Raw genomic sequence first — 22,677 nt, 5'->3', positions numbered from 1 at the left:
CTTCCCTTACATTTAGCTCTTTGCCTTACGCTTGCCCGGTTGTTTCTTGTAAACGAACTTCGGTGAGAGGCGGTTGACAGTCAAGTGACTGGCATCGCGGCGAATCGCTTCATACTCGACAGCGACGGGCTTACCGTTCTCGTCGAGCTCGTGAATGGTAAAGCCCTTATGGTCGGGGTGAATGGCGACGGGCAGAACGCCGTGTAATCCGTCTTCGATTCTCGCGCCCACGTATCGACCCTGATCCGGCGCGTAAATCAACACCCAGAGCCGGGTGAAATCGATCGGACCTTCGGTGCTCAGGTTCTTCATCAGAGCGATGTAGTTGTCCTTCAACTCGCCCTTTTTGGTCTTCGTCTGATCAAACACAACCCAGCCGGTGAAGCGCCGCCCTTCGCCTTCGAGGTAGAGTATTTCGTCGGGCGTATCGAGTTGCACCTGCTGCGCACCCACCCAGCCCGCGCGCAGGACTTCCGTTTCGGGGAGACGAATCTGGTACCAGATGACGGTGCGGGTTTCAGGCTCGTCGGTATCTTCGCTGTCGTCGGCTTCCTGTTGCTTTTCAGGCTTGATCGTTGTGCGAGTCTTGCCGACGATGTCAACCATCGTCCCGCGACTCAGGTAGGTAATAACGTCGCCGCCCGGATCGACTCTGAGCTTAGTCTGAACCTTCAAGCGGCCGGTGGCTTGTGAGGATATCGTCTTCGATTTTTCGTAAAGCTCTTGCGTTTTGTCTACGACCGGCTTGTTTATGACGTAGCGCGCCTCGACCCACCCTTCGGTCGCGTCTTTGGTTTTCGTTCTGACTTTGTACCACTCGTTGGTGCGCGTCGGCGTCTTCACCTGGGCCTGCTCGAGTATCTCGAGTCGGTCGCCGCGTTTCACTTCTGCGAGATCGAGCGCAGCGAGGGCAGTGGACGAGCGAATCTTCAGCTTCGGAGCGATGACTATGCCTTCATCGATCTTTGCATCGGAAGACAGCAAGCCGCACCCGGCGATCAACAAGCTGGCCAGCGCGACAGCACAACCGACAGTAATCCGCTTGACCGATATTGTTGTCTTTTGCATCTTAAATGGTTTGGGTTAAGTAGAACCTATCCGAGCGTGTCTGGGCATGTCAAGCAACGACATGGTTGCGCTCGGGCGGGCGGGTATAGAGGAAGGGAAAGTTATATGCACCGAATGGTGGCACGGGCCTGTCAGCTCGCACCACCACCCGGAACAGCCGCGCTTTGCGATCGGCCAGTTCTACTTGGCCATACCTTCGAGCTCCTGGAGAAGCGAGCGCACCTTCGAGGCGTCCTTGCTCCGCCACGCGATTGCCAGCTCGACCACCTTCTTCTTCGTCGCTTCGTCGCCGGCAATTGAGCAGCGGGACTTGGGGTCGTTCCAGAGCAGGCCGCCGTTGATGATCTCCGACGGATGCCCGTCGTAGTCGATCAAGGGATCCTTTTCCGCCATCTTGGTCAGGTGCTTAATGCAAGCTGGCGCGCCCATGGGGACGCCCGCCATCGCCATCGAGGCTTTTCGTTTTGGCTTCGGTTTGGGCTTCGGTTTGGCAGCCATCGTTGCCTCCCCGGCGGCAGGGGCGGGTGGAGCTGGTTTAGCTTCAGGGGGTTTAGGCGCCGGCTTCGCCTTCTTTGCGGCGGCAGGTTTGTTGGCGTTTCCTTGTGCGATAGCCTGCGATGAAGCCTGAAGCACTAGCGCTAGAATTGCGGCTGCGGTGAATCCGAACGTCACGAGTTTCGCTCTCATATGGGGACCTCCGTTAATGTACGTTGATCGCGTAAGCTTCGCGACCTTGGGGAAGGCAAACATTTAGGAAGGACTAATCTCATAGTCTCCCGGGCTGCAGTCCACTCGCGTGGATTATACGACTAAATGCGCGTGATGTCAGGCAAGTTGCGAGGGGACCAGGAAGAATCGAGCTCCATCAACTTCGTCGAGGACTCACTTTTAGTCACGCTGTTCAATAGGAATGTACTTCAATCCGCGCGGGCCAATGTACTCAGCTCGTGGCCGAATCAGCCGGTTGTTCCTGTACTGTTCGAGCACGTGCGCTGTCCACCCGGAGATGCGGCTGCAAGCGAAAATCGGCGTGAACAGGTCGGTAGGAATACCGAGCGCGTAGTAGGTCGAAGCCGAGTAAAAGTCCACGTTCGGGTTCAAGTGCTTCTCGCGCATCATCACTTCTTCCATCTTGCGCGACATCTCGTACCATTTCTTCTCGCCGGTGCGCTCGCCCAGAAGCCCGGACATCTCGCGGAGATGAGTCGCCCGAGGATCTTCTGTGTGATAGACCCTGTGACCGAATCCCATGATCTTCTTCTTTTCGACAAGGGCCTTCTTCACCCAGGCTTCGACATTGTCGACCGAGCCGATTTCAAGCAGGTTCTTGATCACTCCTTCATTTGCGCCCCCGTGCAGCGGGCCCTTCAACGTGCCGATCGCCGACACGATCGCCGAGTACATATCGGACAACGTTGCGGCGGTGACTCGCGCGGCAAAGGTCGAAGCGTTCAGCTCATGATCGGCGTGCAAGACAAAAGCTAAATCCATCGTGCGAGTCGAAACCTCATCGGGTTCCTCGCCGCGTAGTGTGAAAAGAAAGTTAGCGGCCAGTGATAGGTCTTTGCGCGGCTCGACCGGCTCCAGCCCGTTGCGCACTCGCTGGAAAGTCGTGACTATGGTCGGGAACTTGGCCGTCAATCGAATAGCCTTGCGCTGGTTTGCCTCTTCCGACATATCCGGGCCGTCCGGATCGTAGAGCGCCAGCGCGGAGACGACCGTGCGCAGCATGTCCATCGGGTTCGCGTTCTTAGGAGTCGCGCTAACAATCAGCTCTTGAATTTGAACTGGGAGGCTTGTTTCGCGGCTGAGTTGCTGCTTGAGCTCGTCAAGCGCGGCGCGAGTGGGAAGCTGACCATGCCAAAGCAGATACACAACCTCTTCAAAAGTCGAGTGCTCGGCGAGGTCGTGAATATCGTACCCGCAATAGATGAGCTTACCTTCGTCGCCGTTTACGTCGCTGATTCGAGACTCGGCAGCAACTATTCCTTCGAGGCCAGCCTTGGCTACGTTGGCTTCACCCGGCATCTTACTCTTCCTTTCAGTCGGTCATTGCTTTTTGCGATTTTTCTGTTCGCCCGGTCAATATTGAAGAATAGGACACGAGTGCAGGCGTGTCAACGAAGGGTAGTGTCCTAGTCTTATGTTGATATTTGCAGGTGCCCTGACGCACGACCTATGACGAGCGACGGAGTATTTGGACTGCGGCGGCCTTTGTGCGTTGCCGCCGCTTTTGGTTATCGCCCACGAAACGACAGAAAGCGGTGGCAACGCAAAGACGCCACCGCAGTCCAGATACGCGGTCGCCCGATAGTGTCCTAGTCGACCAACACAAGATTAGGACACGACCCAACGAAGAGCCCGACGGCGCCCAACTCAGGGCACACCTACCTCGACCTCGATTCCCCGCCGGGCTTCGACAACCCGCGCCGCCGACTGGCGCGGCACCGCGAGTTCCAGGAAGCCGGCGCTGCCGAAGTAGGCGAATAGTTCGTTCTGATTTGCTTCAGCAAAATTAGCCAGCACTCGCGTCGCCTCGTGCTTCCCAACTCGCACGCGGGCGCCGGCACGAATGAGATCTTCGGTCAGCTCCGCGGTTGTTATGTTAGTTATCAGGTTGCCAAAGCGGTCGATGTGAATCACAGTTCCCCGAATCTGGCCGGCAACAACAGTCGGGGTTGGAGTGTTGAAACGAACCGGATCGCTGATCTCCTCTCCCATCATTCGCCAGTCAACAAGCTTGGACACATAAGCCGCGCAGGGAGCGAAGACGTCGCGGCCATGAAAAGTGCTCGAAACGGGTTGGCGGAAATAATGCTCCGCCGTGAAGTGCACAACTCGATTTACATGAGCTCGCTGGTAGATGTAGCTGAACACTCCGTTGTCGGGACCGATGAAGTTGTAGTCGTCGATCATCACCATTATCGGGCGGCGGGCCGATCCCACGCCGGGATCCACAACCGTCAGATGAATCGTGTTCCCGGGGAAATCCTTGTAGCAGCACATCAGCGTGAAGGCGGCGGCATAGATATCGTGGGCGGGTATCTGATGCGTGAGGTCGACGATTTCAACCGCAGGATTGATCGAATAAATCACGCCTTTCATCGCCGGGACGAAGTAGTCGGCTTCGCCGAAGTCTGTGGTCATTGTTATGAGCGTTTTCTTTTCAGCCATCGAATGCTCCAACGGGCGGGATGTTAAGGAGGCACAACTATTCTATAACCACAAGCAATAGTCCTCGCCGGTCAAAATGAAGCGAAGGAGCTTGCCGTCCTGCTCGTAGCTGAGTTTGCGGGCGGCTTCGTCAAATTCAAACCACTCGGCGCGGTCGACTTCTTCACCCGGCGCCTGGATCTCGCCGTTCACGCGCTCCATCAGAAAGTAGTGGACAGCCTTCGGTCTGAGCCGCCCTTTACTGCGCGTTCGATAGCGGTAACGCGTGGTCGCAAGCTTGCGGATGATGCGGCACTCGAGCCCGGTTTCTTCTCTCACTTCGCGCAATGCGGCTTCTTCTACGGTCTCGCCCGGGTCCAACTTTCCTTTTGGGAAAGACCAGTCGTCATATAGCGGGCGATGCACAAGCAACACGCGCGGCGTACCAGTCCCGTTATCAATCACTAATCCACCGGCCGCGAGCCTTTCGTCTTCGATCACATCAAGACTTAAACACAAAGACGCCAAGACTCAAAGCTGAGAGTACCGCCTTTAGTTAGGCGAAATCGAGCCGGGCCTGCTTCATGAGGTGATTGACCAGTGTTCGCAGTTCCCTTACATTTCGCCGCCAGTCGTACCAATCTCAAACGTCAATCTCTGCATCCGCACCCTGGCATCCCCAATCGGCAATCGGCAATCGGAAATCTTCGACCACCTCTACTCCAAATACATCAGCGCCCGCTCACCAAGGAACTGACGATCAACCCCGCGCGTATGAATCATCGGTAGCTGACCACGTTGCATTCAGAGTAAGATTCAAATCAGGAGTAACAGTCATGTCCAGCAAGCTTGATGAATTGAGGCGGCGAGCCGAAGAAGCGGCTCGTCAAATCGACGAAAAGTTCGAGATCAAATCGAAGCTCGATAAGGGTGCGCGCGCAACTACCGACGCATTGCGCAAGGGGGCCGAGGCCGCTTCATCGACTTTTGACGCCGCGCGCGAAGAGGTCTCCCGGCTCGACCGCGAACATAAGGTCAGCGAGCGGGTAAGTGACCACGCTCGGCGAGCGGCCGATGCCGCCGAAGACGCGCTGCGGCGTTCGGGCATCAAGGACAAAGCTGCTGAAGCCGCAAGCGACGCCTCCCAAAAAGCCAGTGAGGTGGTCAACGATGCGAAGCAGACAGCGTCGGACGTCTTCGGTGAAGCTCGACGCTACTACGAGAACGCGACCGGGGCCGCGCGCGCGAGTGTGTCTGCCGCGCGGCTGCCATCGTCACTCGTCAGTACGCTGGCAAGCGCGCGCCGATGGGCAAAGAAGAACCCCGGCAAAGCTGCTGCTGTCTCACTCGCCTTTATCGCCGGCGCGCGTGCCGGCGCTGCTTTTTCGTCGCTTGACGTCGTCTTGCTCGGAGCGGGCGGCGCCGGCAACTGGTTTTTCCATTCTGCCATCGCGCCTTACGGTCTGAGAAAGCTGTCCCAGAAGTACGAAGCCTACTTGAACCGCCAGGAAGAACTGATCCGCGACGGCAAGCTCACAGAAGCCGAGCGCGATCGAGTCAAGTTTCAACGCGACGCGGCGAAGTACGTCGGCGCTCCATTGCTTGGGGCGTTCAGCGTAGCGGCAGGCGCCGGCCTGGTCTTCGAAGCGTTCACCGGCGGGGCGGTTGCCGGGTTTCCGATCAATATAGTGCTCGGCGGCAACCCGATGCTCTCGAGCATCTGGCTATTCGGCAACGGGCTGGTTTGCTTCTACAACGGCTACAAGTTCTTCATGATGGCGCTCGGCGATCAAAAAGACGTCGCCCGCGTGGTGCGCGACATCAAAGGCTTGCTGCCGGCAGAGGTAGCATAGACTTTAGTCTGTGTACTGCGGCTCCGAGACTGAGCAAACCCGGACACAGACTAAAGTCTATGCTACCTCCGCGGGCACAAGTAAACGTCGCGCTTCTCGGACTGGGCAACGTGGGCCGCGCCTTCGTTCGATACGTTGAGGCCACTGCTGATGGGCGCCCGCTCCGCATTCATTTCGGGGCAGTCGCCGACAGCAGCGGCGGTTTGATCTTGAAGCAGGGCTCTACTATCGAGCGCGTTATTGCTCACAAAGAGTCGGGTCGCAGCTTGCGCGAGTTTGCATCGAGCGAACCGATCCTCGGCACTGACGAGTTTATTCGAGCGCTGCCATCGGCAGGCGTCTCAATCCTGGTTGAATCACTCCCGACAAACACCACCAACGGACAACCCGCGCTGGATGGGATCGTTGCCGCGCTCGCACAAGGGACGAACGTCGTCACCGTGGACAAGGGACCACTCGTGCACGGGTTCGATTCGCTCAAGGAAGCGGCGCGAAACGGTGGCGTTCGAATTTGCTACGGCGGCACGACTGGCGTCAGCATCCCCGAAGAAGTCTTAACCGATCGCGTTCTGGAAATACGCGGCGTGTTGAACGGCACAACCAACTACGTGCTAACCCAGATGCAACACCATCACCAGTCCTTTGATGAAGCTCTGGCAACGGCTCGGGCTGAAGGCATCGCCGAGCCCGATCCCTCTCTCGATGTGCAAGGATGGGACACCGCGTTCAAGATTCTGATCCTGGCAAAGTCATTGATGGGAGCGGACGCTACTATAGCGGAAGTGTCGCGCACGGGCATTGGGTTGCAAACTGAGTCTCTGATCAGAATCGCGGGTGAAAGCGACCGCGTGGTTAGACTGGTCGGCCGCGCGCGGATTTGGCAGGGGCGAGTGCGCGTGAGCGTCGCGCCCAAACTGGTTGCGCCTGATTCCCCCTTCTATGCTGTGTCGGGTACGTCTAAAGCGGCGGTCTTCCGGTCAGAAACTCAGGGCGACGTGTTGGCTCTAGGTCAATCGGGACGCGACGCAATTTCGCAGACGATAATGAATGACATCGCGAGAATCACATCAGAACTTTGACGACATCAGCAGAATCAGCAGCAGAATCCCGCAGGTTCCTTGAGCCAGCAAACAACCCGACAACCCGGGACTGTCTCTCTGTAGCTTCAGGTCGAGTCCCATAACCAAGAACGCGAGAGTCAAAAGCTGAGTTATCAGGCGTATGACGTTTAAGCGCACGCGAACATATTGCGTCGGCATGTCATCGTCGAAGCCAAACATCTCGTCGTAGGTCTTAATGTGTGGAGGGCTGAAAAGAAAATGATAACCCGCTGATCTCTGGTTGGATGTGTTCCCGTCGTAGTAAAGCCAGGGAGGAAAAAGCACCATCAAAGCCGAGAGGATGAGACCAGTCAACCATACGTTTCGTCGCCTGCGATCCACCTCGGTATCTTCTCAGACTGACAAGTTGCGCAGCAATCGTTCGTTGTGTGAGGGTCAGAAGCGATCAGCCAGTTCAATCGGCGCTTGGGGCCGTCTCGGTCTTGCCTGAATCGGAGAGGAGATCCTCAAATGACAATTGCGGGCTTGGCTCTTGCTCCTGCTCAGCCTCACTGCCGTCCAAAGAATGAGACGCGGACTGTGGCCGCAGCGCCTTTTGCACATCGCGCAAGTTGAACCGAATCAACCTATCGGTGAGCAGCACTGCCGGGATGCGTCCTGCGCGGCGAAGGCGATGGATGGTTGCTTCGCTAACCTGCAGAACGTCGGCAAGCTGGCGGGCGGTCAGGTAGTCGGCGCGTTTGTCCTTTGGCTGTTCCGGCGTGATGGCTTCGCCGGCTTTCGCGTGGTGTTTTTGTCGCTCTGCTGGCACTTAATTTTTCACCGGTTCAAGTGAAAATGCTAAAGGAACAGCCTCGCCCTCGCTTACCTCAACCATCTTGGTTTCCGGCTTATAGCCGCCGAGCGTGGCCGTAATCTTATATCTGGCGCGAGCGGCCGGTACTCGAAACGCGAACTCTCCGCGACTGTTGCTCGTGTAGCTCATCGAAATTGAATGGAAGCGCTTATGATCCTTCTCTTCGTCGGCGGTGGGCACTCGTTCGAGCTTCAGGTGCACGCCGGCCAGCGAAGCGCCTCTCGACTCAAACACGGCCCCGCGTATAAGCGAAGTGCGATTCCTGGCCTTTCCGAGCCTTATGGTCTTGACGGTGTTTTCTTTTCCTTCTTCGACTTGCTGCATCTGGACAAGCGTTCCACCCTGGTACCCTTCGGCGTCGAAGCTCACAGTGTAATCATCTGGCAGGAGCTCAAAAGAATAATTGCCGGCTTCGTCCGTCTTTGTTTCTTTGACTGACCGGTCGCGGCTGCGCGTAGCCCGAACTTCAGCACCGGCAATCGGCTTGCCCTTTTCGCTCTCGATCTTGCCTTTGAGAGTTCCGGTCCCTTGCGGAACAGCTAGGACGACACTCGCCAGGCAGAACACAAACAGAGCGCTTATGAAGACTCTATTCATCAGCTTTCTCTTAAACATTCAATCGAGAGTATTGCTTTAGTTGAGTGATTCTGATTTTGCGGTTCTGGTCTGGGAAAAGTCAACTAGCAAGTTGGCGGAAGTCCGTGGTCCGTGGTCCGTGGTCCGTAGTCCGTGGTCCGTAGTAGTCCGTAGTCCGTAGTAGTCCGTGGTCCGTAGTCCGTAGTCCGTAGCGCTTTGGCGCTCGATTAACAGTTACGACGGACCACTGACTACGGACTACGGATCACGGACTACGGACCACGGACTATTCACATTGAGGCCTGCAGGAGGATTCTCTATGATCACGTTGCCGAAATGAGAGTGATTGGCGGAATTCATCGCGGGAGAACACTGCGCACGGTCGGGGGGCTGGCCGTGCGGCCCACATCGGACCGCCTTCGAGAAACGTTGTTCAACATCCTCGCTCCGCGGATCGATGGCAGCCGCTTCCTGGACATCTGCGCAGGCTCGGGAGCCGTCGGCATTGAAGCGCTCAGCCGTGGCGCCAGTGAGGTCACGTTCATCGAACGCTCGCGCTACGCATGCGCGGCGATTGACGCCAACCTCGCCTCGCTTGGGATTGACCCAGAAACCCCAGAAACCCCAGAAACCCCAGAAACCCCAGAAACAATGATCGTCAACCGCGAAGCCACGGCGTCCCTCAAACGGCTCGATCGGGAGTCCAGACGATTCGACATAATTTTTTTTGATCCGCCGTACGCCTCGCAGCTCTACATTCAAGTAATGAACCAACTCGGCTCGGGGAATCTGCTGGCGAACGAGGGTCTCGTCATCGTCGAGCACCGAGCTAAGACTCCTCCTGCGCCGGAGTACGAGAAGCTGCGAATATTCCGCGAAGTGAAGCAGGGAGAATCCGGGCTGGCGTTTTATGAAACACTCCCTGACTGAGCTTCTAGAGCAGCTCGCCGCGCCTGGATTTTTTTGCAAGTGCGCCGCCCGCCACTAGCTACGTCTCAGGTAATGGTTAGGCAATTCGTCGCTAGAGTGCGGCATAGTCCAAATGCAATCCTGGCTTGAGGCTACTGGCTACTCATCTCTTTCCATGCTACTATCGCTCGCCTTAAGTGCGATTCTTGCTATCAGAAATCTCCAGGAGATAAATGGTGATGCGTCGCGCAATCTACCCGGGGTCATTCGACCCCATAACGATGGGTCACCTCGACATCATCGAACGATCAGCCAGGCTTTTCGATGAAGTCATCGTCGCTCTCCTCCTCAACGTAGAAAAGCAACCGATGTTCACGACCGAAGAGCGCGTCGAGATGATCGGCGAGGTCATTCCGTGGAAGAACGTGCGAGTCGGCACTTTCGAAGGGTTGCTGGTCCACTACGCGGTCCAGCAGCAGGCCCAGTTCGTGGTTCGCGGCATTCGCGCTATTTCCGACTACGAGTACGAGCTTCAGATGGCGTTGATGAACCGGCGCCTCGAGCATAACGTGGAAACGGTCTTCCTGATGGCGGGAGAAGCGTATTCTTACATCAGCTCGCGGCTGATCAAGGAAGTCTTCAAACTGGGCGGCTCGATCAAAGACCTCGTGCCGGAATCGGTGGAAAAACGAATGCGCGATAAGATTGCAAACGGGTGAAGGCTTCACGGCGAGGGGCCGTTGCGAGATACATACAACTCGACTAAAGCGGAGCGGAAGAAATGAGCAGCGACCAGATACAAAGGCAAATAGACTTCATCCTCGAGCAGCAAGCGAAGTTCGATGCGAGGTTCGATGAAAAAATGCTCGAGATAGAAGAGAAGCAGCGGCAGAACACGGAAGACATCGTCAAGCTCGTGGGCGCCATCATGAACCTGACCCTCCCTGTTCAGGAAAACAGCCGTCAGATTGCCGAGTTGATCGAACACGGAAAGGAAACTGACAGGCGAATCGCTGAACTGGCCGCGAGCGGAAAGGAGACGGACGTGCGCCTTAACTCACTAATCGAGGTAGTCGAGCGGTATTTCAGCGACGGACAGAAGAGCGGCTTACAGAACAACTCAAACGAGATTCCGGGAGGAGGCGGTTGACAACAAGCAAAGCCGTATTCAAAGAGTCAGAAAATGTGGCCGGCATGGAAGTCTCTTCCACGCTGGCCGTTTTGATGGAAGCGGAGCGGCTTCGAACTGAAGGGGTCGATCTGATTGACCTCGGAGCTGGAGAGCCCGACTTCCCTACCCCGCGCAACGTGAAAGACGCTGCCGAGCTAGCCATCGAAACTAATTTCACGCGCTACACGGCTACCAGCGGAATCGCTCCGCTGCGCACGGCGATCACCGAGATGATGCGCCGCGACTTCGGCGCAAACTACGATCCATCCGAAGTGGTTGTCACAATGGGGGGCAAACAGGCCCTCTTCAATGCGATGGCAACGCTGCTCAACCCGGGCGACGAAGTGTTGATTCCGTCGCCTTACTGGGTCACATTTCCTGAGATCGTCAAGTTCTTACGCGCGCGTCCGGTCTTCATCGACACCGAGCCGAACGAGTTTCTGTTGACGGCCGACGCGGTCAGCAGCGCCATCACACCAAACACCAGGCTGCTGATCATCAACTCGCCGAACAACCCGACCGGCCGCATAGTTCCACCGGCGGAGTTTCACAGAATCGTGGAAGTCGCTGCTGCCAACAACATCTGGGTGATCAGCGACGAGTGCTATCTGTATTTTGCTTATCCTCCCGCCGAACTCTTCACCGCCGGTCAGTTACCGGAAGCGCTGCGTTCGCGTGTGATGATCTGCGGGTCGTTCTCCAAAACTCACGCGATGACCGGATGGCGATTGGGCTTTGGGCTGGGGCCGAAGCAGTGGATTCAGGCGATGCTCAAAGTGCAGAGTCATTCCACCTCGAACGCTAATTCGATAACCCAAAAAGCCGCCGTCGAGGCGGCGATCGGTCCTCAGGACTCGGTGCGCTCGATGATAAGCGAGTACATGCGCCGGCGCGATTGGGTGGTTCCGGCATTTAATGGGATCGAAGGCATCGAGTGCGCGATGCCTGAGGGCGCCTTCTACGTGATGCCAAACGTGAAGCGCTTGTTGGGCGGGCGTGTGCGCGACTCGATCGAGCTTTCAAAACTGCTGCTTGAGGAATCGCGGGTAGTCGTGACTGCGGGTTCAGCTTTCGGGATCGAAGGCTACCTTAGGATCTCGTACGCCAACTCACTCGAGGCAATTCAGGAGGGCGTGCGTAGAATCGCCAAGGTTGCAAGGGCACTAGCCGAAGAATAGATTTCAACCCCCGCCGCTGCCCTATACGGGCGATCGACGCTCTTTTCTCGCTTCGACCAAACGAATCGACCAAACAAAACGGTCCAGCCCCAGGCTAGAAAGCAGGAGCCCGGGACTGCCGCGCTAATCGAGGAGTTCCTGCTGCAAGTCTTCAAACGCCAGAATCTGCCAGGGTCAGAACTTCGTGATGCTTATGTCCTGGTCCCCTTCATCTCTGAACTTCATGAAGAAGAAGAAGGCAAAGCAGACTAGCGCGGCTAAGAAGAAGACTCCGCCCAGGATCAGGTTCGATTTGTCGGGGTCGTTCGCCGGCTGGTACAGAAACTGATAGAGAAACCAAGCCCCTGCCCCCAGGCCGATCACTGCCACAAGCAAAAGCACATTCTTCATGGCCCCTCCAGTTAGGAAAAAGCATCAGACTATAAGCTTTCAACTGCGGTGCGTGTGGATTCTACTGCCGTGCGACACCGATTATACACGAAATCCATTTCTGTCAAGAACCCTACCCGACGGATTCGCTGAGAACGGCATACCCTCCGCTGGCCGGGGAGGACAATCTCGGTCTGGCAACCGTAGACTATTAGACCGATTCAACGGCGCTGAAAAAGCGACGCGCTCCGGCTCTCCTGAATGATCTCACAAGCTATCTCATAGACCTCATCGGTCGAGACGTGGCTCGCCGGGGAAGCCTGCGCGATTCGATGAGTCCCGGACGAGGCGGCTTCCAGTGTGACCGTGTCGGCTACCTCGATGACCGGTGTATTCAGCTCTGAGGCGATCTGCGCAATCGCCCGCTCATCGGTGATAACGATGCTGGCACGGGCGATTGCGGCTGCCAGCTCAAGCGCGCGCGGCTCAGCGAGCTTGATTGCACCCGGCGGTAGGAGCGCACTCACATCGTTAGTAAAAGCCCCATCCGAAGGCTCATCGGCCGCAACTATCCGCGCGCCAAGATTGTTCGCGAGCCTCATCCCAATCTCTCCAAAGGAAGCGACCGGCCAGCCGCGCCGGCTCCCAGAATTCGACGCGTAAAGCAATACAATCAGCTCGCCTCCGCGCGACCCGCTGCTCGCAAGCCGGTGCTCGAATCGCGCATCCTCTTCGACTGGCGGAATGATCCTGAGCCGCTCGTCAATCATTTCGACGCCGGCCTTGCGCAAGACGTTCGAGTAATCTGAAAGACCTGAGTGACCGGCGGAGCGTGGCATTCCGCCCAACCCCAGAAGCGTCTCTATCACGCGCGGAAGCCTGGACGGGGCGAACACGCGAGCTCGCAATATCATTCGTGAGACTATCTGCGTTTCAAGCCGTGGTGAAAAATCCAGCACGAGATCGAAGTTGTAGCGTCGCGAGCGCCTCAGCAAGCTCACCAGCCTTTTCAGCGCGCCCGCGTACGCGCGGTCCGGCAGCTTGATGACACCGAGCCCGATGGTTTCATCGACGAGCCCGCAGCCACTCAGCAACTCGCATGTTCCGTTCGGTGCGGCAGCTACAAGAACTGCTTCTGGATATGAAGTCCGGAGCGCCCTCATCGCAGGCAACAGCGCAATCGACCGCCCGAAAGGCGACAGGTCCATTGCCATGATCGAGTGCGCAGGGTAAGGCATGAATGGAGCATTATACAGCTTGATTCTCTGCTGCGGCAGCGTCGTGCGGGGCGCGTCAGGGTTTCGCGCATCACCTCTGACGGAGACTATGAAACTCAGGGAATACCACCCACGGCAGGCAGGGTTGCCGGCGCTCCCGAGCCTTGCGCCGCCTCGTCCATCTGTAACACCATAGGACTTTGTTTTCAGGAGTTGAGACTTGATCGCAACGGGATTTCACGCATTGTTGCTCGCATCCGCGGATCACGGACGAATCTTGCTTGCACTTTTTATTGCGCTGCTTGCGGCCAAGCTTGCGGCGGAGCTGTTCGAGCGAATCCGCCAGCCCGCCGTGGTCGGCGAGATAATTGCCGGCATAATCATCGGTCCATCGGTGCTCAATTTCGTGCAGCCTACCGATGTGCTGGAAGCCCTCGCCGAGATCGGCGTGATCTTTTTGCTTTTCACCGTCGGGCTCGAGACTCGCCCGAGTGAAATCTTCAAGGTTGGGGGAACGGCCACGATCGTCGCAGTGCTCGGGGTGGTGGTCCCGTTTCTTGCCGGATGGGGCTTGCTTTCCTTGTGGCCCGGATATTCGTCGATTGAAGCGATTTTTCTGGGCGCGGCGATGGTAGCGACCTCCGTCGGCATAACCGCGCGAGTGCTGTCCGGAATGGGTTTGATAACTGCCGAAGCCAGCCGGGTGATCCTTGCCGCTGCCGTGATCGATGACGTGATTGGCCTGTTGGTTCTGGCCGTAGCGAGCAGCCTAGCAGAGGGGAGCGTGAACTATTTCCACATTGGACTCATCACCTTTCTGGCTATCGGATTTACCCTGCTAGTGGTCGCGTTCGGTTCGCGAGTGGTCAATCGAGTCAAACACCCGGTCAGAAACTTGAAGATCGATCATTCGCTGCTGATGTTCGCGCTCGTGCTGTGCTTTGGACTGGCTGCGGTTGCCAACCTGATAGGAATAGCCGGAATCATCGGCGCGTTCTTGGCGGGAGTCGCACTCTCAGAAGCTACCGACGGAACCAGACTGCATCAACAGTCTCAAGCGCTCACGGAGTTCACCACACCTTTCTTCCTCATAACCATAGGAATGAAGCTCAACCTGGCGATATTCCTGTCATCAGATGTCGTGGTGCTCTCCGCGGTGGTCATCGTATTGGCGATCTTGACCAAGTTAGTCGGCTGCGGACTTGGCGCCATTGGAATGGGCCGGCGGCGAGCTATTCAAGTTGGAGTCGGAATGATTCCGCGCGGAGAAGTCGGAATTGTCGTAGCCCAGATCGGAGTCGCGATGGCGGTCATCAGCGACACGGTATACGGGGTAGTGCTGGCGATGGCGGTGATAACCACGCTCGCCGCTCCGCCCTTCCTAAAGCTCGCTTTCGCGGGCGAGCAAGCAGCCACTCAACCCTCAGAGTACGTTTCAGAGCTACAAGACGAGATAAGCTGAGGAAGCGTGAAACGTGATGCGTGACCGCATTCGGGTTTGCTTTTCACGCATCACGAATCACTTCACGCATCACTGGCCCATCACTCTTCACTTCACTATCTCGAAATCCATCCACTGCGTAGCCCAGCGGTATTTCTCTTTCGCCCGCTTGTCTGTGACGATGATCTGTAAGATGTAGTCACCGGGCGCCAGGTCGTCTCCCAACCGGGTAGTGGCGTCACAGTGTGTTGCCGCAGGTGAAGCGTGCAACTAGACTGCACTTGCGGCTCAGAACGGGGCGTGATACAAACGCCGGTATGTACAGACTGGATCGAAGAAGCGGTTGCATCTGCCAAGCACGGTGCAATCGCAGAAAATGATCTGTAATTTCATCTTCCATCGGCGGTGCAGGTTTGGCAGTTCATTTCTTAGCTCATTACTAAAATGATCAGGCATTGACGACAAGAAAGTGTCCCTAATATTGGTCTTTTACGGTAGAATCTCCCCTGGGAGAGTGATTATGGCTGAAGAGAAAAGAGGACCGCTAGAAGACGATCTCAGGAACTATGAGAATAAGTGGGTTGCAATCCTTGAGAGTGAAGATAGGGTTGTCGGAAGTGGAGATACCGCTTATCAGGCCAAAGTCCAAGCGGATGCAAATGGATATAGCGAAGCGGCCCTATTCAAGGTTCGACCGTTTGGAAAATCTTATGTGTATGCGTTCTTATGATCATTCCGTACCGCAAGTATAAAGACCCAGATGGCAATCTCGTACAATTACCGATTGTGTCAGTCCGCATTACGTGTAACAAGATAGTATTACCAGTGTGGGCTCTGATAGATTCCGGTGCAGATTACAGTGTATTGAATGCCTCTTTTGCTCAGATATTCAACGTGGATCTCAAGAAGGGCAAGAAGCTCCGCCTCGCTGGGGTTATGGAAGGAAACGAATTTGCTGGCTATCTACATCAGGTGAACATAGCAATCAAGGACGTGGGAAGTGTAGACACCCTTGTTGCGTTTACTGACTCAGAAAGATATCCGGATATGACAATATTAGGGCGATACGGATTTTTTTGTAACTTTATGATCAAGTTTGAGGAGTACAAAAAGCAGGTAGAAATAGAAGTAAAACCTAGCGTTCCCTTCATCAATTAAGGACACACTAGCTGAAGAGCCGCACCTCACGTTTAGCTGCGCTTCCTCTTTTTTTGATCCCACCGATCGCGTGCTACAGTCCTGGCGATCATGGGTCGCTGTTCGGGCGGCAATGCCACTAGCAAGGACCGCGCTTCTTACGCCTTTACGACCGGCTCTTACTTCTAGCATCGCTTTTCTTGATTGGAAGCCCTGAATTCAGATCTCTGTCAGCAGCCGAATCACTGATGAGGTATCGCTCAAGTCTGCCAGCAGGGCATCGGGAGCGAAGGGTTCCAGTTGCTCGACCGTGTGTGCTCCCGAAGCCACCGCAAGCACCCGCGCGCCGAAATGGCGAGCGCACGATATGTCGCGAGGCGTGTCGCCGACTATGATAAATCGATCGGGCGCGAGGGCTCGTCCTAGATGAGCGTTGAGTCTCTCAGCGGCGATCGCAGGCAGGTGGTCGCGATCCTCGTCATCGCTGCCGAACGCGCCGCGCCCTTTGAAGTAGTGCCAGATTCCGGCGACTCGCAGCTTGGCTTCTGCGAGCTTCTCGACGTTGCCCGTGAGCAAGCTCGGCAGGAATCGCGAATCGAGGGCAAGCTTTTCAAGTAAGTCTCGGACGCCGGGGCAAAGTCGAAACACGTCGCCGGTCGCCGCGAGATGATTCAAGATTTCGACCGTTGCCGCTTCGACCAGCGGAAGCCGCTCGCGTATCTGCGCCGGAGTGACACCCTCACACTCGAGCGCCTCTCGATAAATCGCAAGATCGGTCTTGCCGGCGAAATCGACCTGAGCGATTTGCCCGCACGTCCCGAAGACGTCTAACAGCATCGCGTGTATGAGTCCGCGATACTCGCCCCGCCGAACGGTCTTGATCAACGTGCCGTCGATGTCGAAAAGGACTACGCGGAAGTCCATAGTCCGTAGTCCGTGGTCCGTAGTCCGTAGGCTGTCGTCAACAGTCCGTCGACGATCGTTTGATGCGGGATAGTGGCCGTCGTTGGAGGATGCACCTTCGCGCGGATGCCCGCCGTCAAGGGACAACGGACTACGCACTACGGACAACGGACTTCTCTTAGACATTAAACCTGAAGTGAACTACATCGCCGTCCTGCACAACGTAGTCTTTGCCTTCAACCTTGAGTTTGCCGTGCTCGCGGCATCGCGCTTCGCTGCCCAATTCCGCGAGGTCGTCGAATCGAATAACTTCAGCTTTTATGAAGCCCCGCTCGATGTCCGAGTGAATTACGCCCGCCGCCTTGTGCGCGGTGGTTCCTCGTTTGATCGACCAGGCCCGGCATTCGTCTTCACCCGACGTCAGAAAGCTTATGAGGTCGAGCAGCGAGTATGCCGCGCGGATGAATCGATCGCGCGCCGGTTCCGCGATTCCTACATCTTGAAGGAACTCGCGCTGGTCTTCGGGCGCAAGCTGCGCGATTTCCATTTCGACCTTCCCTGACATTGCAATAACGCTGAGTTTCTTCGATTCGGCCAGCTCGCCGACGCCGCCGGGCGCCCCGGCTCCCGCCGCTTCCTCGGGCTGATTGATCAATACGAGCAGCGGCTTCAGGCTTAGGAACCGGAACCCGGCGATGATCGCCAAATCTTCGTGCGCGAGGTCCAAATCGCGAAGGGGTTGTTCGCCTTCGAGCGCCGCCTTCAATCGCTCCATCATCTCGCTCTCGCGCGCCGAGTCTTTCTCTTTCTTTAGCCGCGAGATTCGGTTCTCGATCTGCACCAGGTCGGTCAGCATCAACTCATCGTCGAACCCGCGAATATCACGCGCCGGATCGGCGCCTTGCAACAGCACCGGATTGTCGAACGTGCGGACGACGTGAACCAACGCATCGGCTTCGCGCATGTGTTGAACGAGTTTCGGGTCAAGTCCCGATTGGACCCGCTCGGCGTCTTCGGCTTGCGGACCGGCGACGTCGACGAAGCTGATCTCCGCATAAGTCTGTTTCTTCGGTTTGAAGATCTCGGCGAGCTTGTCGACCCGATGGTCGGGCACTTTTATCACCCCGACGTTAGCCTTCTCGCGCGCGCCGTAGCCACCAACCTCGGCGGTGAGCCCGGTGAGCGTATTGAAGATCGTCGTCTTTCCCGATCCTGCAAAACCTACTAATCCCACTTTCATTATTCACCCATTGCTTGAGAATCGAGAATCGAGTATAGAGGATCGAGGATCGGGGATAGCTTTACGAATCGTCGATCGCGACCCTCTATCTTCTATCTTCTATCCTCTATCCTCTATCCTCTATCCTCGATCCTCTATCTTCTATCCTCAAATCCTGCCCGGTCATCTGCGTAGGCTTCTTGAGGCCCAGGATGCCCAACATCGTCGGCGCGATGTCTCTCAACGATCCACCCTCGCGCAGCCGGCAGCGATGATCGCCAATCAAAATGGCGGGCACCGGATTCGTGGTGTGCGCCGTGAAGATCTGCCCGGTCGCGAGATCGATCATCTGCTCGGCGTTGCCGTGATCAGCCGTGATGATCACCGAGCCGCCTTTCGCACGCGTCGCGCCGACTACTCGGCCAAGACATTCATCGATCACCTCGATCGCCTTAATCGTTGCCTCAAGGTTTCCGGTGTGACCCACCATATCCGCGTTCGCGTAGTTCATTATCACCACGTCGAATCGGCCGCTTTCGATTTGGTTCACCACTTCATCCGTTATGCCGTGCGCGCTCATCTCCGGCTTCAAGTCATAAGTGGCCACCTTCGGAGACGGGATCAAGATTCGCTCCTCGCCGGGAAACGGGGGCTCGACTCCGCCGTTGAAAAAGAAGGTTACGTGCGCGTATTTTTCCGTCTCGGCTATGCGCAGGTTTTTGAGCCCGGCTTCGGCAAACACGTCGGCGAGTATGTGATCGAGATGCTCCGGCCCGAACGCTACGGGCAAAGCAAACTGGCGATCGTAATAGGTCATGCAAGTGAACCGTATCTCCGGCTTCGGTCCTCGATCAAAGAAAGTAAAGTCATCCTCGGTGAACGCGCGCGTGATCTGTCTCGCGCGATCCGAACGGAAGTTGAAGAAGATCACGCTGTCTCCGTCTCGAATGGTCGCGATTGGCTTGCCGCCGTCATCGACAATCACGATCGGCTTCACGAACTCGTCGGTGACGCCTTCGCTGTAGGACTCGCGAATCGCCGCAACCGGATCTCGCCGGGCGCGTCCCTCGCCGCAGCGCATCAACCGATAAGCCTTCTCCGTGCGCTGCCATCGCTTGTCCCGGTCCATCGCATAGTAGCGCCCGACAACCGTAGCTACTCGGCCGAGGGCATATTCGCCCGTCTTGTCGATAAGCTCGGCGATAAAGCCGGCTCCTGAATCGGGTGCGGTGTCGCGGCCGTCAAGAAACGCGTGCACGAAGACTCGTTCGAGGTTTCGCTCCCCGGCCATTCGCAGCAGCGCATACAGGTGCTCTTGCGAAGAATGAACTCCACCGTGAGAGACGAGGCCCATCAGGTGCAAAGCCGACTTGCGGCTGTTCGCGTGTTCTATCGCTTGTATGAGCGCGTCGTTGTGAAAGAGCTCACCCGTCTCAATCGCGTGGTCGATGCGCGAAGTGTCCATTCGCACGATCCGCCCGCCGCCGATGTTCAGATGCCCTACCTCGCTGTTACCCATTTGCCCGGCGCGCAGGCCGACGTATTGTCCGGAAGCTTCGACGAGCGTGTTGGGATACTGCTTGTACCACTCATCGAAATGCGGCGTCCGGGCAAGAGCAATCGCGTTGCCTTCTCGTTTGGCCGAGTACCCGAACCCGTCGAGAACTATCAACACAAGAGGCGCATTCTTAACTTTGGTCAACGAGAATTGTCTCCGTCAAAAAAAGGAAGCTACAGATTACAGGCGCGCGCCTCAGGCGTACAAGTTGCGATCATACCGTCTGAGAGCACTACGCTACGCGGGCAATCAAAAAGGGGGCGCCTTCGCCCCCTTCACACAAATGTCAGCCTATTGGATCGCGTTTACTGTAGCGCCTTCTCGATTGCTTGAATCACCGGATCGCTCTCGGGCGTCACCTTCGGCTCGAATCGGGCAATGATCTTCCCGCTCTTGTCCACCAGGAACTTGCTGAAGTTCCACTTTATGTCGCCGCCAAAATCGGGGTTCGTTTCCTTGCCGGTAAGAAACTTGTACAGCGGATGGATGTCGTCGCCTTTTACCGAAATCTTTGAAAAAATGGGGAAGGTTACGCTGTACTTCGTCGAGCAAAACGTCTTTATCTCCTCATCAGTGCCGGGTTCCTGAGACATGAAGTTGTTCGCCGGGAATCCGAGAATCACAAATCCCCGATCCTTGTATTTCATGTAGACCTTCTGCAGGCCTTCGTATTGAGGAGTGTAGCCACACCTGCTGGCAACGTTGACGACCATCACAACTTTGCCGCGATACTGGCTCAGGCTGACTTCCTTGTGATCGATATCTTTTAGCGAGAAGTCGTAAATCGAGTTCATTTTTTCCCCACTGCTCGCCGCGCTGCTCTCGCGACTCGAAATAGAAATGGCGAAGAGCGCGGCGCAAACAACCGTTACTGCGAATGCGAAAGTGAGCTTTGCTTTCATCGATTCCTCCAGGCTGAGTTTGTAGCCGTTTGACACGGCTGAGTTTTTACTTGTCGGCCGGGGTCACCACCTCGAGCCCCGCCGCACGCGCGGCATCCAGACCGCCGCTGAGCGCATAAACATTCTTAAATCCCATCTCACGCAGCTTTTGCACTTCGCTGTCCGCCGATTCGTCGTTTGGGCATGTGCAGTAGGTGACTATTACCGCGTTCTTGGCAACGTCCTTCGCCCACTCTTCCAGTTTATCCATCGGGACGTGAAGCGCGCCCTTTAGAATCTGCCCGCCGAGGTTGGAGCGCGCGTCGAGGATTGTGATTTTCTCGCCCTTGTCGAGCCGTTGCTTGAGATCCTTCGCCGTTATTTTAGGTTTGGCGTCATCGGCTGAAGCCTTCGAGTCTGCCGCCTTATCTGAGTCGTGCTCGTGGGTATGTTTACTTGTCTGAGCGAATGCCGCCCCCGCAAGTGCCATCGTAAGAATCGCCGCCAGTATAGAGTTTCTGAATCGCATTATGTCCCTCCCTGAATTCCTTGGTGAACCACTCACCGGCTTAACACCGTCGCGCAGTCTTAAGATTGCCTGAGACCACGATTCTACCATTCGCTTGATCGTTAAGTCACGGTGAAGCACAAGAGCAGTTGACTCTTCGAACTTCCCTTGTACTATTGTCGTAGTACAAGCGGACAAAGGGACAATGAGCGTTCCGTTCAACATTGACACCGCGCATCCGACGCCGCTCTACCATCAGCTCGAGCGGGCGATCCGGTTTGCGATTGCTACCGGCAAATTGGGGGTAGGCGATCAGTTGCCTACTGTCCGACAACTCGCCGTGGACCTGCGAATTAATGCCAACACTGTCGCTAAGGTATACCTGGAGCTTGAACGGGCAGGCGTAGTCGAAACCAGACGAGGTGTGGGGACTTTTGTAAGGGCACGCCCCCTTGCAGCGGCTCACGAAAAAGATCGCGAGCATGAGTTGCGCGAACTCGAAGACCATTTTCTTTCGACGGCGGCTCACCTGGGCTTCTCGGCTAAAGAAGCCCTCGAACATCTGAGGGATCGGCTCAAGAAGAAGAAATGAGAGCATTGAAAAGGAGAATTGAATCATGGGACTCACCAATAAGGACACTCAACTGGCGCAAACCAAACCAGCACTCCCCATTCCAAACGCACCGCGTTTGAACATCGTGGCTGCGATGCTTTTTTTGTTTCCATTGCTCCTCGGTGTGATCCCCGCGGTCATGTTTAACAACCCGATCGGCCCGATCATCGGCCTGGTCATCGGACTGTTGCTGGCGCAGGCTCCCAAGGTCGCCAAGCAATGGGAGAAAGCCGTAGTGCTTCGACTCGGTCGCTACGTCGGCATCAGGGGCCCCGGTCTGTTCTGGATCGTGCCGTTGATCGACACGGTATCTTCGTGGATCGATCAACGCATCATCACTACCAACTTCGTAGCGGAGCAAACGCTCACCTCGGACACCGTGCCGGTCAACGTGGACGCTGTGTTGTTCTGGATGGTCTACGATCCCGAGAAGGCCGCACTCGAAGTGCAGGACTATCAGCAAGCGGTGAGTTGGGCGTCGCAAACCGCGCTGCGCGACATCATCGGCCGCACAGCCCTTACTGAGCTGTTGAGAGGCCGCGAGCGCATTGAGGAAGAGTTACAGAAGTTGATCGACGAACGCTCGAATCCCTGGGGCGTGACTGTTCAATCGGTCGAGATGCGAGACGTTGTAATCCCGGACGCCCTGCAAGACGCGATGTCGCGCGAGGCCCAGGCCTCTCGCGAGAAGCAAGCGCGCATCATCCTGGGCCAGGCTGAAGTAGAGATCGCGCACCTCTTTGCTAAAGCGGCTGAGTCTTACATGGGAAACCCAACAGCGCTTCACCTGCGCGCGATGAACATGCTGTACGAAGGCTTGAAGGAGAAGGGCGCGTTGATGCTTGTGCCGAGCTCGGCAGTCGAATCGATGAGCATGGGCGGTCTGCTCGGCGCAGCGGCATTCAGACAGCAGGCGCTCACTGGAACCAAAGAAGACATTGAAATAAAGTAGTTCCTTGAAACTCCACCCGAAGTCGACTACATTCTCGCAACCTGATCCAGTTAG

General features: G+C 56.4%; 27 protein-coding genes. 11 read left to right on the top strand and 16 right to left on the bottom strand.

Going from position 1 to position 22,677, the window contains the following annotated elements; all coding sequences use genetic code 11:
- Positions 1-12: 12 nt before the first annotated feature.
- From AABO57_11905 to AABO57_11885, 5 genes are all read right to left on the bottom strand, one after another.
- Positions 13-1,068: an SH3 domain-containing protein gene (locus AABO57_11905; protein ID MEK6286438.1), complete on the bottom strand. Its 1,056-nt coding sequence runs from the start codon at positions 1,066-1,068 to the stop codon at positions 13-15.
- A gap of 180 nt (positions 1,069-1,248) precedes the next feature.
- The gene (locus AABO57_11900) at positions 1,249-1,755 is read right to left on the bottom strand and encodes a hypothetical protein (protein MEK6286437.1); all 507 of its coding nucleotides are present in this window, start codon (positions 1,753-1,755) and stop codon (positions 1,249-1,251) included.
- 201 nt (positions 1,756-1,956) lie between these two features.
- Entirely contained in the window at positions 1,957-3,096 is a 1,140-nt protein-coding gene (locus AABO57_11895; protein MEK6286436.1) for a citrate synthase, read from the bottom strand.
- Between the two features lie 348 nt (positions 3,097-3,444).
- The gene (locus AABO57_11890) at positions 3,445-4,242 is read right to left on the bottom strand and encodes an SAM-dependent chlorinase/fluorinase (protein ID MEK6286435.1); all 798 of its coding nucleotides are present in this window, start codon (positions 4,240-4,242) and stop codon (positions 3,445-3,447) included.
- A gap of 42 nt (positions 4,243-4,284) precedes the next feature.
- The gene (locus AABO57_11885) at positions 4,285-4,722 is read right to left on the bottom strand and encodes an NUDIX hydrolase (protein ID MEK6286434.1); all 438 of its coding nucleotides are present in this window, start codon (positions 4,720-4,722) and stop codon (positions 4,285-4,287) included.
- A 335-nt stretch (positions 4,723-5,057) separates the two neighbouring features.
- On the opposite strand from AABO57_11885, the gene AABO57_11880 reads away from it, so the two are divergent.
- Entirely contained in the window at positions 5,058-6,074 is a 1,017-nt protein-coding gene (locus tag AABO57_11880) for a hypothetical protein (protein ID MEK6286433.1), read from the top strand.
- A gap of 59 nt (positions 6,075-6,133) precedes the next feature.
- Positions 6,134-7,153, top strand: a complete 1,020-nt coding sequence (locus tag AABO57_11875; GenBank protein ID MEK6286432.1) for a hypothetical protein — start codon at positions 6,134-6,136, stop codon at positions 7,151-7,153.
- Here AABO57_11875 and AABO57_11870 read toward each other — a convergent pair.
- From AABO57_11870 to AABO57_11860, 3 genes are all read right to left on the bottom strand, one after another.
- Complete coding sequence (locus tag AABO57_11870) at positions 7,142-7,489, bottom strand: hypothetical protein (GenBank protein ID MEK6286431.1); 348 nt, start codon at positions 7,487-7,489, stop codon at positions 7,142-7,144. The two genes, AABO57_11875 and AABO57_11870, sit on opposite strands and share 12 nt — an antisense overlap.
- A 100-nt stretch (positions 7,490-7,589) precedes the next feature.
- A complete protein-coding gene (locus AABO57_11865; protein ID MEK6286430.1) occupies positions 7,590-7,946 on the bottom strand; it encodes a helix-turn-helix domain-containing protein in 357 nt (118 codons plus the stop codon).
- Positions 7,947-8,588 (bottom strand): carboxypeptidase-like regulatory domain-containing protein, encoded by a 642-nt coding sequence (locus AABO57_11860; GenBank protein ID MEK6286429.1) that lies wholly within the window; start codon positions 8,586-8,588, stop codon positions 7,947-7,949.
- Positions 8,589-8,831: 243 nt separating this feature from the next.
- Here AABO57_11860 and rsmD point away from each other — a divergent pair, with 243 nt between their 5' ends.
- The 4 genes from rsmD to AABO57_11840 all read left to right on the top strand — a co-directional run bounded on the left by rsmD (position 8,832) and on the right by AABO57_11840 (position 11,825).
- Positions 8,832-9,497: a 16S rRNA (guanine(966)-N(2))-methyltransferase RsmD gene (gene rsmD, locus AABO57_11855; GenBank protein MEK6286428.1), complete on the top strand. Its 666-nt coding sequence runs from the start codon at positions 8,832-8,834 to the stop codon at positions 9,495-9,497.
- Between the two features lie 218 nt (positions 9,498-9,715).
- Positions 9,716-10,195 (top strand): pantetheine-phosphate adenylyltransferase, encoded by a 480-nt coding sequence (coaD, locus tag AABO57_11850; GenBank protein MEK6286427.1) that lies wholly within the window; start codon positions 9,716-9,718, stop codon positions 10,193-10,195.
- A gap of 62 nt (positions 10,196-10,257) precedes the next feature.
- A complete protein-coding gene (locus AABO57_11845; protein MEK6286426.1) occupies positions 10,258-10,626 on the top strand; it encodes a hypothetical protein in 369 nt (122 codons plus the stop codon).
- Positions 10,623-11,825, top strand: a complete 1,203-nt coding sequence (locus AABO57_11840) for a pyridoxal phosphate-dependent aminotransferase (protein ID MEK6286425.1) — start codon at positions 10,623-10,625, stop codon at positions 11,823-11,825. Before AABO57_11845 ends, AABO57_11840 begins: the two co-directional genes overlap by 4 nt.
- Positions 11,826-11,999: 174 nt before the next feature.
- Here the strand turns inward: AABO57_11840 and AABO57_11835 are convergent, their stop codons facing one another.
- On the bottom strand, positions 12,000-12,215 hold the full coding sequence (locus AABO57_11835) for a hypothetical protein (GenBank protein ID MEK6286424.1): 216 nt from the start codon (positions 12,213-12,215) through the stop codon (positions 12,000-12,002).
- A gap of 200 nt (positions 12,216-12,415) precedes the next feature.
- On the bottom strand, positions 12,416-13,432 hold the full coding sequence (locus AABO57_11830; protein ID MEK6286423.1) for a hypothetical protein: 1,017 nt from the start codon (positions 13,430-13,432) through the stop codon (positions 12,416-12,418).
- 199 nt (positions 13,433-13,631) lie between these two features.
- Between AABO57_11830 and AABO57_11825 the strand changes: the two genes are divergently transcribed.
- Positions 13,632-14,873 carry a cation:proton antiporter gene (locus AABO57_11825; protein MEK6286422.1) on the top strand — a complete coding sequence of 414 codons (1,242 nt, stop codon included), beginning with the start codon at positions 13,632-13,634 and terminating at the stop codon, positions 14,871-14,873.
- An 87-nt stretch (positions 14,874-14,960) separates the two neighbouring features.
- Here the strand turns inward: AABO57_11825 and AABO57_11820 are convergent, their stop codons facing one another.
- A complete protein-coding gene (locus AABO57_11820) occupies positions 14,961-15,122 on the bottom strand; it encodes a hypothetical protein (protein MEK6286421.1) in 162 nt (53 codons plus the stop codon).
- A gap of 250 nt (positions 15,123-15,372) precedes the next feature.
- Here AABO57_11820 and AABO57_11815 point away from each other — a divergent pair, with 250 nt between their 5' ends.
- Together AABO57_11815 and AABO57_11810 are read left to right on the top strand one after the other, a co-directional pair.
- Complete coding sequence (locus AABO57_11815; protein ID MEK6286420.1) at positions 15,373-15,582, top strand: DUF5678 domain-containing protein; 210 nt, start codon at positions 15,373-15,375, stop codon at positions 15,580-15,582.
- Complete coding sequence (locus AABO57_11810; protein MEK6286419.1) at positions 15,579-16,010, top strand: aspartyl protease family protein; 432 nt, start codon at positions 15,579-15,581, stop codon at positions 16,008-16,010. The genes AABO57_11815 and AABO57_11810 overlap by 4 nt, the downstream gene beginning before the upstream one ends.
- 198 nt (positions 16,011-16,208) lie before the next feature.
- Here the strand turns inward: AABO57_11810 and AABO57_11805 are convergent, their stop codons facing one another.
- From AABO57_11805 to AABO57_11785, 5 genes are all read right to left on the bottom strand, one after another.
- Complete coding sequence (locus AABO57_11805; protein ID MEK6286418.1) at positions 16,209-16,913, bottom strand: HAD hydrolase-like protein; 705 nt, start codon at positions 16,911-16,913, stop codon at positions 16,209-16,211.
- A gap of 157 nt (positions 16,914-17,070) precedes the next feature.
- The gene (gene ychF, locus AABO57_11800) at positions 17,071-18,132 is read right to left on the bottom strand and encodes a redox-regulated ATPase YchF (GenBank protein ID MEK6286417.1); all 1,062 of its coding nucleotides are present in this window, start codon (positions 18,130-18,132) and stop codon (positions 17,071-17,073) included.
- A 106-nt stretch (positions 18,133-18,238) separates the two neighbouring features.
- Complete coding sequence (gene gpmI, locus AABO57_11795) at positions 18,239-19,813, bottom strand: 2,3-bisphosphoglycerate-independent phosphoglycerate mutase (GenBank protein MEK6286416.1); 1,575 nt, start codon at positions 19,811-19,813, stop codon at positions 18,239-18,241.
- A 161-nt stretch (positions 19,814-19,974) separates the two neighbouring features.
- Positions 19,975-20,463, bottom strand: a complete 489-nt coding sequence (locus AABO57_11790) for a glutathione peroxidase (protein ID MEK6286415.1) — start codon at positions 20,461-20,463, stop codon at positions 19,975-19,977.
- 154 nt (positions 20,464-20,617) lie between these two features.
- Positions 20,618-21,079, bottom strand: coding sequence for a rhodanese-like domain-containing protein (locus AABO57_11785; protein ID MEK6286414.1), 462 nt, complete (start codon positions 21,077-21,079; stop codon positions 20,618-20,620).
- Positions 21,080-21,263: 184 nt separating this feature from the next.
- Here AABO57_11785 and AABO57_11780 point away from each other — a divergent pair, with 184 nt between their 5' ends.
- A complete protein-coding gene (locus AABO57_11780) occupies positions 21,264-21,650 on the top strand; it encodes a GntR family transcriptional regulator (protein ID MEK6286413.1) in 387 nt (128 codons plus the stop codon).
- A gap of 25 nt (positions 21,651-21,675) precedes the next feature.
- Complete coding sequence (locus AABO57_11775; protein MEK6286412.1) at positions 21,676-22,623, top strand: slipin family protein; 948 nt, start codon at positions 21,676-21,678, stop codon at positions 22,621-22,623.
- Positions 22,624-22,677 lie beyond the last annotated feature (54 nt).

This window comes from Acidobacteriota bacterium (assembly GCA_038040445.1).
GTDB lineage: Bacteria > Acidobacteriota > Blastocatellia > UBA7656 > UBA7656 > Onstottus_A > Onstottus_A frigus.
This window is presented reverse-complemented; position numbering and strand designations above follow the sequence as displayed.